General features: G+C 74.4%; 13 protein-coding genes and 1 pseudogene. 12 read left to right on the forward strand and 2 right to left on the reverse strand.

What is annotated here, in order from left to right:
* Positions 1-68: 68 nt before the first annotated feature.
* On the reverse strand, positions 69-1,118 hold the full coding sequence (gene cydB, locus F1544_RS22130; RefSeq protein ID WP_167588360.1) for a cytochrome d ubiquinol oxidase subunit II: 1,050 nt from the start codon (positions 1,116-1,118) through the stop codon (positions 69-71).
* 9 nt (positions 1,119-1,127) lie between these two features.
* Positions 1,128-2,600, reverse strand: coding sequence for a cytochrome ubiquinol oxidase subunit I (locus F1544_RS22135; protein ID WP_167588361.1), 1,473 nt, complete (start codon positions 2,598-2,600; stop codon positions 1,128-1,130).
* Positions 2,601-2,729: 129 nt separating this feature from the next.
* On the opposite strand from F1544_RS22135, the gene F1544_RS22140 reads away from it, so the two are divergent.
* From F1544_RS22140 to F1544_RS22195, 12 genes and pseudogenes are all read left to right on the forward strand, one after another.
* On the forward strand, positions 2,730-3,125 hold the full coding sequence (locus tag F1544_RS22140) for a BlaI/MecI/CopY family transcriptional regulator (protein ID WP_167588362.1): 396 nt from the start codon (positions 2,730-2,732) through the stop codon (positions 3,123-3,125).
* Positions 3,122-4,087 (forward strand): M56 family metallopeptidase, encoded by a 966-nt coding sequence (locus F1544_RS26640; RefSeq protein ID WP_167588363.1) that lies wholly within the window; start codon positions 3,122-3,124, stop codon positions 4,085-4,087. Before F1544_RS22140 ends, F1544_RS26640 begins: the two co-directional genes overlap by 4 nt.
* 247 nt (positions 4,088-4,334) lie before the next feature.
* Complete coding sequence (gene flgB / locus F1544_RS22150; protein ID WP_308470265.1) at positions 4,335-4,679, forward strand: flagellar basal body rod protein FlgB; 345 nt, start codon at positions 4,335-4,337, stop codon at positions 4,677-4,679.
* Between the two features lie 64 nt (positions 4,680-4,743).
* The gene (locus F1544_RS22155) at positions 4,744-5,139 is read left to right on the forward strand and encodes a flagellar basal body rod protein FlgC (RefSeq protein WP_167588365.1); all 396 of its coding nucleotides are present in this window, start codon (positions 4,744-4,746) and stop codon (positions 5,137-5,139) included.
* A 107-nt stretch (positions 5,140-5,246) separates the two neighbouring features.
* Positions 5,247-5,579: a flagellar hook-basal body complex protein FliE gene (fliE, locus tag F1544_RS22160; RefSeq protein ID WP_167588371.1), complete on the forward strand. Its 333-nt coding sequence runs from the start codon at positions 5,247-5,249 to the stop codon at positions 5,577-5,579.
* Entirely contained in the window at positions 5,579-7,204 is a 1,626-nt protein-coding gene (fliF, locus tag F1544_RS22165) for a flagellar basal-body MS-ring/collar protein FliF (RefSeq protein ID WP_167588366.1), read from the forward strand. Before fliE ends, fliF begins: the two co-directional genes overlap by 1 nt.
* 3 nt (positions 7,205-7,207) lie before the next feature.
* Positions 7,208-8,236 (forward strand): flagellar motor switch protein FliG, encoded by a 1,029-nt coding sequence (fliG, locus tag F1544_RS22170; protein ID WP_167588367.1) that lies wholly within the window; start codon positions 7,208-7,210, stop codon positions 8,234-8,236.
* Complete coding sequence (locus tag F1544_RS22175; RefSeq protein WP_167588368.1) at positions 8,220-8,978, forward strand: FliH/SctL family protein; 759 nt, start codon at positions 8,220-8,222, stop codon at positions 8,976-8,978. Before fliG ends, F1544_RS22175 begins: the two co-directional genes overlap by 17 nt.
* Before the next feature lie 112 nt (positions 8,979-9,090).
* Positions 9,091-10,419: a FliI/YscN family ATPase gene (locus F1544_RS22180; protein WP_167588372.1), complete on the forward strand. Its 1,329-nt coding sequence runs from the start codon at positions 9,091-9,093 to the stop codon at positions 10,417-10,419.
* The gene (locus F1544_RS22185; protein ID WP_167588369.1) at positions 10,416-10,865 is read left to right on the forward strand and encodes a flagellar FliJ family protein; all 450 of its coding nucleotides are present in this window, start codon (positions 10,416-10,418) and stop codon (positions 10,863-10,865) included. Before F1544_RS22180 ends, F1544_RS22185 begins: the two co-directional genes overlap by 4 nt.
* The gene (locus F1544_RS22190) at positions 10,862-11,956 is read left to right on the forward strand and encodes a transglycosylase SLT domain-containing protein (RefSeq protein WP_167588370.1); all 1,095 of its coding nucleotides are present in this window, start codon (positions 10,862-10,864) and stop codon (positions 11,954-11,956) included. The genes F1544_RS22185 and F1544_RS22190 overlap by 4 nt, the downstream gene beginning before the upstream one ends.
* Positions 11,953-12,172: pseudogene (locus F1544_RS22195) on the forward strand (toll/interleukin-1 receptor domain-containing protein); the annotation flags it as partial. The gene F1544_RS22190 and the pseudogene F1544_RS22195, both read left to right, overlap by 4 nt.

Here is a 12,172-nt window from a genome sequence, read left to right on the forward strand (position 1 = left end):
CAGCAGCCGCGGGTCCACCGGCCCGCGCGCCGGTCGGGCCGCGGCGGGGGAAGACGGGGTGGGGGTGGTCACCGGGACACCGCGGCCGCGCCCGGGGCGGGACGCGCGGCCGGCACGGCGCGCGGGCTGGCGACGCGGCGGCGGAACACCCAGTAGGAGAACACCTGGTAGGCCACGACCCCGGGGAGCACCACGACGCCGGCCACCGAGATCAGCTGCAGGACGTGCTCGGACGCCGCGGCCGTGCGCAGCGCCACGTCGGCGCCGCCCGGGAGGGTCGTGGGCAGCAGCACCGGCAGGTGCGCCGTGAAGACGCCGGCGACGGCGGCCGCGACCGCCAGCGACGACGCGGTGAACGCGAGCGCCTCGTGGCGGGTCCACGCGGCGACGGCGGCCACGGCCAGCAGTCCGGCGGCGAGCGCGACGACCGGCTGGGTCGACGTCACGACGGCCACGGCCGTCCCGACGGCCGCCGCGGCGGCACCGGCCACGGCCACGCGGCGGGCCCGCACGCGCAGCACCCCGCTGGTGCGCAGGCCGAGGAACGTCGCGCCCTGCACCGCGGCCAGCAGCGGGCCGGCCACGGCGCCCAGCACGGCGCCCGGCTGCCCGAGAGGCTCCAGCGAGCGGCCGAGCCCGCCGAGGACGCCGGCGGAGTGGACCTCGCCGTCGGCGGCCATGGCGAGACCCGAGACGAGCACGCCGAGCACGGCGCCCCAGCCCGCGGCCAGCAGCACCGAGGAGGTCGCGAGGACGGCGTCGCAGCGGGCGTGCCAGCGGGGGGAGTCCTGCTTGCCTCGGAACTCGATCGCCACGCCGCGCGCGGCGAGCAGCAGGAGGATCGCGACCATCGGCAGGTACAGGCCCGACAGCAGGGCCGCGTACCAGTCCGGGAACGCCGCGAACGTCACCCCGACCGCGGCGACGAGCCACACCTCGTTGCCGTCCCACACGGGGCCGACGGTGCGCACGACGGCACCTCGCTCGGCGTCCGTGCGGCCCAGCAGCGGCGCGAGGAACCCGACGCCGAAGTCGAAGCCCTCGAGGACGAAGAACAGCACCCACGCCAGCACGGCGACGGCGAACCAGAGGACGGGGAGGTCCAGGTCGAACGGCATGTCGTTCCCTCAGTAAGTGATCGCGACGTCGGCGGACCGGGCCGCGGCGTCGTCGGTGGGGTCGCCGGCGGGTCGGGCGGCCGGCAGGGGCGGCAGGCCCTGGCGGACGAGGCGCAGCACGAGGGCGGTCCACGCCCAGGCCAGCGCGCCGTAGACGACGGTGAAGGCGACGAGGGAGACGACGACCTCCGGTGCCGACAGGCCGGGCGACACGCCGTCGGCGGTCTTGAAGAGGCCGAACACCAGCCAGGGCTGACGGCCCGTCTCGGTGAAGATCCAGCCGAAGGAGTTCGCGGCCATGGGCAGCAGCGGCAGGACGGGCACCGACCACAGGACGCTGCTCGCCACCTTGGAGTCCACCGCCAGGGGGCGCCCGCTGCGGGTGAGCCACAGGTGCACGAGGGCGACGAGGGCGGCGAGCATGCCGACGCCGATCATCAGGCGGAAGCTCCAGAACGCGGCGGGGATCCAGGGCGTGTAGTCGCCGGGGCCGAACTGCGCGGCGTAGGCGTCCTGCAGGTCCTGCAGCCCGGACACGCGGGCGGTGAAGCTGCCCTTGGCCAGGAACGACAGCAGGCCGGGGACCTCGACGCTGAAGGTGGGGCGGTCGCTCCCGGGCGGGGCGTAGGCGAAGATCGAGAACGGCGCCGAGGTCGTGGAGGAGTAGAGCGCCTCCGCCGCAGCCATCTTCATGGGCTGGACCTGGGTGATGACCTTGCCGAGCGCGTCGCCCGTGGCCGCCGTCGCGGCGCCCGAGACGAGCGTCACCCAGGCGCCCAGGCGGGACAGGGCCCGGAAGGCGGCGAACTCCTCGGAGTCGGCGGGGTGGGCGCCGCGCACGAGGTGCCACACGCCGATCGCCATGACGAGCGCGCCGCCGGCCATCAGCGAGCCGGCCAGGGTGTGGGGGAACGCGGCGAGGTTCAGCGGGTTCGTCAGCAGGTCGGCGAAGCTGCCGAGGCGGGCGCGGCCGGTGGTCTCGTCGACCGTGTAGGCGACGGGGTTCTGCATGAAGGAGTTCGCGGCCAGGATGACGAAGGCCGAGATGGTCGTGCCCACGGCCACGACCCAGATGGTGGCCAGGTGCAGCAGCCGGGGCAAGCGGTCGCGGCCGAACCACCACAGGCCGAGGAAGGTCGCCTCGAGGAAGAAGGCGAGCATGCCCTCGATCGCGAGCGTCGGGCCGAAGACGTCGCCGTAGAAGCGGGCGAAGCTGCTCCAGGACAGGCCGAACTGGAACTCCTGCACCAGCCCGGTCACCACGCCGACCGCGAAGGTGGCCATGAGGAGCTTGCCGGTCAGCAGGCTCAGGCGCGCCCAGCGCTCGCGGTCGGCGACGCGGCCGAACGGGGGCCGCCCGACGAGGGAGGCCGTCTGGAGCAGGGCCGTGATGAGGGAGAGGCTGATCGAGAGCGGGACGAACAGGTAGTGGTAGAGCGTCGTGACGGCGAACTGCAGCCGGGTCAGGAGCTCGAGGTCCACGGGGGTCCTCCACGTGAGTGGTGGTGCGGGCGGCGGGTGCCGCCTGTACTACGACGTCGTGTCGTAGTACGACAAACTGTAGTACGCCACCTGGCGTACCTCCCGTCGACGTGACGTAAGATCCATCACGTGGCACTGGGCGAGCTCGAACGCGACGTGATGGACCGGCTGTGGACCGCCGGGCGCCCGCTGACGGTGCGCGAGGTGCACGAGGAGCTCGCCACCCACCGCAAGATCGCCTACACGACCGTCATGACGGTCCTGGACCGCCTCGCGAAGAAGAAGGTCGTCCGCCAGGAGCGCGAGGGCCGGGCCTTCCGCTACTCGCCCGCCGCGACGCAGGAGCAGATGATCGCCGGACTGATGCTCGACGCGCTCGGCGGCGTCTCGGGCCAGGACGACCGGCAGGCGGCGCTCGTGCACTTCGTCGGCGGGGTCTCCGCCGCGGAGGCGGCCGCCCTGCGCGAGGCGCTCGACGCGGTGACCGCCGCCGAGGCTGCTGGGGACACCACCGGACCGACGTGACCGCCGTCTGGTTCGCGGCGCTGGCGCTGCTGCTGGCCGGTCCCGTGCCGGCGGCGCTGGCCCGTGCCCGCTGGACCTGGCAGGTGCCCCGGGCCGCGCTGGTCCTGTGGCAGTCGGTCGCCCTGGCCGCCGTCCTGGCCACGCTCGGCGCCGGCCTGGCCTCCCTCACGCTGCTGTTCACCGAGCAGCCCGGCTTCCCGTTCCTCGCCCGGCACGGGCTGCTGCAGACCACGCTCAACGGCCTGACCTCCTTCCTCGTCGCCGTCGTGACCGTCCGGTTCTGGGCGGTGGCCCTGCTCGTGGGCGTCCGCACCCGGCGCCGCCGCAACCGCCACCGCGAGATGGTCGACCTGCTGCACCGGCGCGAGAGCACCGGCGAGGTGGACCGCGCCGTGCTCGGCGAGTCCGGCGTGCGGGTCCTCGCCGGCCCGGGCCGCGCGGCCTACTGCGTGCCGGGCGTGCGGGGCAACCGCGTGGTGCTCTCCGACGGCGTCCTGCAGGAGCTCACCGCGCAGGAGGTGCGGGCCGTCCTGGCCCACGAGCGCGCCCACCTGCGCGCGCGCCACGACCTGGTCCTGGAGGGCTTCACCGCCCTGCACGCCGCGTTCCCGCGCCTGGTGAGCTCCCGCTCGGCGCTCGACACGGTCCGCCTGCTCGTGGAGATGCTGGCCGACGACGCCGCCCGCCGGCGCGCGGGCTCGCTGCCCCTGGCCCGCGCCCTGGTGCAGCTGGCCTCCGCCCCGGGCGGGGACGGCGAGATGGCCGTGGGGGCCGACGCCGCCACCCGGGTGCGCCGGCTCGCCCAGCGCCCGGCGGGGGAGTGCGGCGCGGGGGACCGGGCGCTGCCGCGCCGGGGCCTCGCGGTGACCGTCTACGCGGTCGCGGCCGTCGTCCTGCTCGCCCCGACGGCGGCCATCGCCCTGCCCTGGCTGCTCACGAGCTGGGACTTCCTGACCCGCTGACGACCTCCCTGCCGCGCAGCCTGTCCAGCGCGACCGGGTGAGCGCTGGGCCGTCCGGGTGACAAGCGCGCCCCGGGCGGCCCAGAGCGCGGATCCGCCACCTGGGCGCTCAAGATCCCCGCCCCGGACGCCGAATGAGGTGCTGTGGCGCAGGACGCGCCCGCAGTACAGGCCAGGGACCGGCCGCCGGACCGAGATCGCACTCCTCGTCGACCGCAGGGTCACGAGGCCGTCGGAGGGTGGGCCCCGTGCCTGACATCACCACGATCGCGCTGCACACCGCGCTGAACGGCCTGCAGGCGCGCCAGCGTGCCATCGCCGACAACATCGCCAACATCAACACGCCCCACTACCTGGCGAACAAGGTGTCCTTCGAGGACTCCCTCGCCCAGGCCGTGGACAGCGGCAGCGCCGCCGGCGCGGCGGGCGCGGGGATCCTCACCCGCAAGTCGCTGGAGCCGACGCGCGAGGACGGCAACAACGTCAACCTCGACGAGGAGACGCTGTCCAACGTCAACACGGGCCTCAGCTACCAGACGGTGCTGTCCGCGATGAACTCCAAGTACTCGCTGCTGAAGACGGCGATCGGCTGATGGCCGCCCGTCCCGCGCCCGCGCACCAGCCGCTGGTCCCCACCCCCCGGAAGCGGAGCCGAGCATGACGATCTTCGACGCCATCGGCATCGCCGGCACCGGGGTGACGACCAACCGCAAGTGGATGGACGCCATCAGCGACAACATGGCGAACCTCAACACGGCCGTGTCGACCGGCTCCGACGCCTTCCAGGCCCGCTACGTCATCGCCAAGGAGGCCGGTGACGGCAAGGGGGTCCAGGTCGGCGGGATCGCGCTCGGCTCGGCCGAGGGGCGCATGGTCTACGAACCCGACCACCCCCTCGCCGACGAGGCGGGCTACGTGAAGTACCCGGACATCGACATGGGCACCCAGATGACGAGCCTGCTCATGGCCCAGCGCGCCTACCAGGCGAACCTCGCGGTGGTCGACCGCGCCAAGGAGGCCTACCAGGCCGCCCTCCAGCTCGGGAAGGGGTGATCTGAGTGAGCATCGAATCGATCGGCGGCGTCAGCGGCCTCTCCGGGCTCACCGGCACCCAGGCCACGGGCTTCGGCGCCGAGCTCGGCGACATGGACGAGGCGCAGATGACGCGCGGGATCGACGGCGGGGCCACCACCAGCTTCGCGACGGCCGGCACCGCTGCGCTGCAGGGCCCCTCGGGCGTCGCGGGGACGGCCGGCGTGGGCGACTCCTCCGGCACCGACTTCGCCTCGCTGCTGTCGGGGGGCCTGGACAAGCTGCAGGGCCTGCAGTCCACGTCCGACGACCTGGCCCTGAAGGCCGCGACGGGCAACCTCACGAACGTGCACGACTACATGATCGCCAGCAACGAGGCCCAACTGGCGACCCAGCTCACCGTGGCCGTCCGGAACAAGGCCGTTGAGGCCTTCAACGAGATCATGAGGATGCAGATCTGATGGCCCAGGCCACCAAGGGTCCCGCAGCGATCGTCGACGGGGCCAAGCGCTTCGCCACCGGCTTCAAGGGCTTCTCCGCGGGTCAGAAGGCCGTCGTCCTGGCGGTCGTCGCGGCGCTCGTCGCCGGCGGCGTCCTCTTCTCGCAGTGGGCGTCCAAGCCGGCGTACTCGCCGATGTTCTCGAACCTCTCCGGCACGGACGCCTCGGCGATCGTGGAGCAGCTCAAGGGCGCCGGCGTCCCCTACGAGCTCACCGACAACGGCGCCACGATCTCGGTCCCGCAGGACGCCGTCTACGAGCAGCGCCTCGCCGCCGCCAGCGCGGGCCTGCCGGCTGACGACCAGTCCGGCTACGCCCTGCTCAACGAGCAGTCCGGGGTCACGACCTCGGAGTTCATGCAGCAGAAGAACTACCAGAACGCCCTCGCCGGCGAGCTGGAGAAGACGATCGACTCCATCGACGGCGTCAAGGGCTCGGTCGTCAACCTGGCCATGCCGGCCAAGGACGTCTTCCTGGAGGAGCAGGACCCGGTGACCGCCTCGGTCCTGGTCAAGCTCAAGCCGGGCAAGACGCTCACGGGGGACCAGGTCACGTCCGTCGTGAAGCTCGTCGCCGGCGGCGTCGAGGGCATGGACCCGGACAACGTCTCGGTCGTCGACGACAAGGGCAACACGCTCTCCAGCGACGACAGCGGCAGCGCCGCCCAGCAGGAGAAGACGGCCGGGTACAACGCGGCCGCCAGCTCCGACCTGCAGCGCAAGCTGGAGGCCTTCCTGGGCAAGGGCAACGTCATCGCGACCGTCAACGCGACGCTGGACTTCGACGAGCGGACCACCACGTCCAAGGAGTTCACGCAGCCGAACAACGTCGACCCGCAGGCCAGCACCACGAGCAAGGAGACGTACACCGGCAGCGGCGGGAACGCCGCCACCGGCGTCCTGGGACCGGACAACATCCAGGTCCCCGCCGGGACCGCCACCGGGACGGGCGACGGCGGGTACACCAAGGAGTCCACCACCGAGAACAACTCGGTGAACCAGACCGACCAGGTCACGAAGTCCGCCCCCGGTTCCGTGCAGCGCCAGTCGGTCGCGGTCGTCATCGACGCCGCGAAGGCCGGCACCGCCGACATCAACCAGATCACGCAGATCGTCAACAGCGCGGCCGGGCTCGACCCGGCCCGCGGGGACACGGTCTCGGTCGTCAAGACCGCCTTCGACGCCAGCGCCGCCACCGAGGCGAGCGCCGCGCTGAAGGAGGCCGAGAAGGCCGACCAGCAGGACGCGCTCATCGGCTACGCCAAGACCGGTGCCCTCGCGCTCCTGGTCCTGGTCATGCTGATCGTGGTCCTGGTGGGCTTCCGCCGCCGCAAGGTCGAGACCGTGGACGTCCTGGACGTCAACGCGCCGCCGATCAGCCTGGGCGACATCACCGACGGCCTCGGCGAGCCGAAGATGCTCGAGCCGGCCCTGCCGCGCCAGCGGGTGGCCCTCGAGCCCGCGCCGGTCGACCCCGTGCTGGAGGCCGCCGCCGCCCGCCGCGACGAGGTCGTGGAACTCGTGTCCCGCCAACCCGAAGAAGTCGCGGAGCTGCTCCGCGGCTGGCTCGCAGACCGGAGGAGCTGACCCGTGCCGTCGACCGAGCTCGCCATCGCCCCCCTCACCGGGGCGCAGAAGGCGGCAGTCCTGCTCGTCCAGGTCGGGCAGGAGAACGCCGCCAAGGTGCTCGCCCTGCTCCGCCCCGCGGAGATCGAGGAGCTCACCGCGGAGATCCTCCGCCTGCGCGCCGTGGCCCCCGAGATCGCCGGTGCGGTGCTCGAGGAGTTCCACGGGATGATCGCCAACCCGCTGCGCGCCGGCGCGGGCGGCATGGACTTCGCCCAGAGCCTGCTCGAGGGGGCGCTCGGCGCCGACGGCGCGGCCGCGATCCTCGGCCGGGTCGCCGAGTCGACCGTGGTGCAGCCGTTCCAGTTCCTGCACCAGGCGGACCCGCAGCAGATCCTCACCTTCCTCACCGGTGAGCACCCGCAGACCGTCGCGCTCGTCCTGGCCCACCTGCGCCCGGACCAGTCGTCGATGATCCTCGGCGGGCTCGCCCCGGAGGTGCAGGCGGACATCGCCCACCGCATCGCCGTCATGGAGGCGACCTCCTCGGAGTACGTCCGCATGGTCGAGGACGTCGTCCAGCGCCGCACCTCCTCGGTGCTGCAGCCGAAGAACAACACCGCCGTCGGTGGCGTCCAGCCGCTGGTCGACATCATCAACCGCGCCGACCGCGGCACGGAGCGCAGCATCCTCGAGGGCCTGGCCAAGGTCAACGCCCCGCTGGCGGAGGAGATCCGCGCCCTCATGTTCGTCTTCGAGGACATCACGACGCTGGACGACCGGGCGATCCAGCTCGTGCTGCGCGGCGTCGAGACCGCCGACCTCGCGACGGCGCTCAAGGGCGTCAAGGAGGCCGTGCGCGACAAGATCCTGCGCAACGTCTCCGAGCGGGCGCGGGAGAACCTGCTCGAGGAGATCGAGATGATGGGCCCGGTCCGCACCTCCGCGGTCGAGGAGTCCCAGACGAAGATCGTCCAGGTCATCCGCGGCCTCGAGGAGTCCGGCCAGATCGTCCTGTCGCGGGCCGGGAGCGACGATGACTTCGTCTCCTGAGCGCGGCTTCACCGCCGCCAGCACCGCGCCGGCGTCGACCCCCCGGGTGTTCGTGGCCGCACCCGGGGCGGGGACGGGCGCGGCGCCGCGCGGCGAGCGCGCCTTCACCACCTTCGAGGTCCCGGGCAACCCCGAGGTCGAGGCGCTGCGGGAGTCCGCGCGCACGGCCGGGTACGCCGCAGGCTGGGCGAGCGGCATGCAGCACGCCTCCCGCCGGGCCGCGGCCGAGCGCGCCGCCGACCGCGCGGCGGCCGACGCGGTCGCCCGCGCCCACGACGCGCGCCGCACCGCCGTGCTCGCCCGGGCCCAGGAGGCGCTCGCCGCGTCCGCGGACGAGCTGCGCACCCGGCAGGACCCGCTCGTGGGGGCCCTGGCCGACACCGTGCTGGAGCTCGCCCTCGACCTGGCCGGCGCCGTGCTGGACCGGGAGCTGGAGTTCGCGACGTCCCCCGTGCGCGACGCCGTCCAGCGGGCCCTGCGCCCGCTCGACCCCGGCAAGCCCGTCACCGTCCGTGTCCACCCCGAGGACCTGATCGCCCTGACGGGTGACGGCCTCAAGGCCGCGGCCCCCACTGCCGATGCACCTCGCGTCAGCTTCGTGGCCGACGGCGGCCTCCAGCCGGGTGACGCGATCGCCCGGCAGGGGGACACCGAGGTCGACGCCCGCCTGCGGGCGAGCGTCGCCAGGGCCCTCGAGGCCCTCGTCAGCGGGCCCGACGACCAGGGTCCCGCCGGCGGGTAGTCGCCACCGGCCGGCCGCGCGAGCGGCCGTCCCGGCAGGACCGAGCAGCACCGAACGAGGGGGAGCACGCGTGGTCTCGACGACGCTGGTGTCCGACCGGCTGGCCGCCGACGTGCGGGACGTGCTGCGCGGGCAGGTCGACCGGGCGGTCGACGCTGCGAAGCCGCTCGTGAGCGGTCGCGTCAGCGCCATCGTCGGTCTCTCCGTGGAGGTCGCCGGCATCGCCGCGGCCGTGGGGGAGACCCTGTGGCTCGGCGAGGAGGGGGCGGCGCACCGCATCCCCGCCGAGGTCGTCGCCGCGGAGGACGGCCGGCTGCGCTGCCTGCCGCTCGGCCACCTCACGGGCCTCGCGGCCGGCGCCCCCGCCGTCGCCACCCGCCGCCCCACCACCGTCCCCGTCGGCCCCGTCCTGCTCGGGCGGGTCGTCGACGCGCTGGGCAACCCCCTCGACGGCGGGCCGCCGCTGCTGGGCGCGACCCGCGCCCCCCTGCACGCCGCGCCGCCGCCCGCCCTCTCCCGCCAGCGCGTGTCCAGCCCCCTCGGCCTCGGCGTCCGCGCGCTCGACACCCTCGTGCCCGCCGGCCGCGGCCAGCGCTTCGGCATCTTCGCCGGCTCCGGCGTCGGCAAGTCCTCGCTGCTGTCGATGATCGCCCGCGGCACCGCCGCCGACGTCTCCGTCCTCGCCCTGGTCGGTGAGCGCGGCCGCGAGGTCCGCGAGTTCCTCGAGGACGACCTCGGGCCCGAGGGGCTCGCCCGCTCCGTCGTCGTCGTCGCCACCTCCGACGAGGCCCCCATGCTGCGCCTGCGCGCCGCCATGACGGCCACCGCGATCTCCGAGTCGTTCCGGGACCTGGGCGCCGACGTCGTGCTGATGATGGACTCCCTGACCCGCGTCGCCATGGCGCAGCGCGAGATCGGGCTGTCCGTCGGCGAACCCCCCGCCACCCGCGGCTACCCGCCGTCGGTGTTCGCGCTGCTGCCGCGCCTGCTCGAGCGCGCCGGCCCCGGCGTCGTCGGGTCCATCACCGGCATCTACACCGTCCTCGTCGACGGCGACGACCACAACGAGCCGATCGCCGACTCCGCGCGGTCCATCCTCGACGGCCACGTCGTCCTCGACCGCAAGCTCGCCACGGCCGGGCACTTCCCGACCATCGACGTCCTCGACTCCGTCTCCCGCGTCGCCGGCCGCGTCACCACCGCCGAGCAGCGCGCCATGGCGACGACGCTGCGCCGCGTCCTGGCCGCCCACCGCGACGCCAAGGAGCTCATCGAGGTCGGCGCCTACCAGCCCGGCGCGAACCCCGACGTGGACGCCGCCGTCGCGGCGATGCCCGCCATCAACGCCTTCCTGCGCCAGGACATCGCCGAGATCACGCCGCCCCGCGAGGCCTGGGCGCTGCTCGCCGGGCTGGCGTCGGCCCTCGGCGGCACCGCGTGAGCGCCCGCGCGATCATGGCGCTGCTGAAGCTGCGCAAGGTGCAGCAGGAGCAGGCCAAGGGGGAGCTGGCCTCCGCGAACGCCGTGCTGCGCAACCGCCAGCGCAGCGCCGCCCGCGTGCAGCGCGAGCTCGGCGACGCGCACCTGTCCGACGAGACCCAGCTCGCCTGGACCGTGGCCGTCGCCCGCCGCGCGGCCCTCGTGGCCGACCTCGACGCCGCCCGCGCGCTCACGGCCCTCGCCGAGGGCCAGGTCGGTGAGCGCCAGGCCCAGTGGGCCCGCGCCCGCCGCGCCGAGCGCTCGCTGGAACGCCTCGTCGAACGGCACGAGACCGCCCAGGAGCAGGCGGCGCTGACCGCCGAGCAGAACGGGCTCGACGACCGCACGGTCGCCGAGTTCGCCGCCCGCGCCCGCCGGCGCGCCCGCCTCGAAGGAGACGACCTGTGAGCCCCGTCGCCGAGGTCCAGGCCCGCATCGCCGAGATCCAGGACCGCATCGCCTCGTTCAGCGCGGGCAACCCCTACGCCCGCCCCGTCGCGCTGACCGCCGCGGCGCCCGCCGCCACCCCGGCCGCCACCGCCACGGGGACGTCCGGCGACTTCGCGAGCGTCCTGTCCTCCTCGGGCGGCTCCGTGGTGCGCGGCCCCCGGACCGTCGACCCCGCCTACGGGGTCCCCACCACCACCGGCGAGCAGCTGCTCACCACCGCGAAGAAGTACCTGGGCCTGCCCTACCTCTGGGGCGGGACGAACCCCGACAAGGGCCTCGACTGCTCGGGGCTGATCCAGACCTCCGCCAAGGAGCTCGGGATCACGCTGCCGCGCACCGCGGCTCAGCAGGCGAAGGTCGGCGTCGAGGTGCGCGGCGGGCTCGCGCACGCCAAGCCCGGCGACCTCGTCGTGCTCGAGAACGGCCACCACATCGGCATCTACGTCGGGAACGGGCAGATGCTGCACGCCCCGAAGACGGGCGACGTCGTGAAGATCTCCAAGGTCTGGGAGACCCCCATGACCATCCGCCGCCTCGGCACCACGGCCGCGACCGCCGCCGCGGGTGCGGGACTCGCCGCGACCGCCCTCCTCACGGGGGTCTCCGGCAGCAGCGCCTCGGACTACGTCCGCCCCGCCGGGCTCACGAGCCCGGTCGCCGCCACGTCGCGGTCCGCGCCCTACGACGCCGCCTTCACGGCCGCCGAGCGCAAGTACGGCCTGCCCGCCGGGCTGCTGTCGGCCGTCGCCAAGCAGGAGTCCGGCTACGACGCGACGGCGACGAGCCCCGCCGGTGCCCTCGGCCTCATGCAGTTCATGCCGGGCACCGCCAAGGGCATGGGCATCGACCCGATGAACCCGGCGCAGGCCATCGACGGGGCGGGCAAGCTGCTCAGCTCCCACGTGAAGACCTTCGGGACCGTGCCGCTGGCCCTGGCCGCCTACAACGCCGGCCCCGGCAACGTGCGCAAGTACGGCGGGATCCCGCCGTTCACCGAGACGCAGAACTACGTGAAGAAGATCACCGCCAGCCTCGGAGGCCTCGCGTGAGCACCCCAACCACCCTGCTCCCCGTCGCCGCGGCCGCGCCGCCGCGCTCCGCCCCCCGCGGCGCCCGCGACGGCGCGGCCGACGGCGGCGCCGACTTCGCGCGCTCCTTCGGCCAGGCCGTCGCCGACCGCTCGGTCGCGGCGGGGGAGGGCCCCCGCGACGCCGGGGCCGCGCGCGGCCGACGCGACGCGAGCGGCACCCCGGGCGGTGCGGCGG

This window comes from Kineococcus rubinsiae (genome assembly GCF_011839805.1).
GTDB classification, from domain to species: domain Bacteria; phylum Actinomycetota; class Actinomycetes; order Actinomycetales; family Kineococcaceae; genus Kineococcus; species Kineococcus rubinsiae.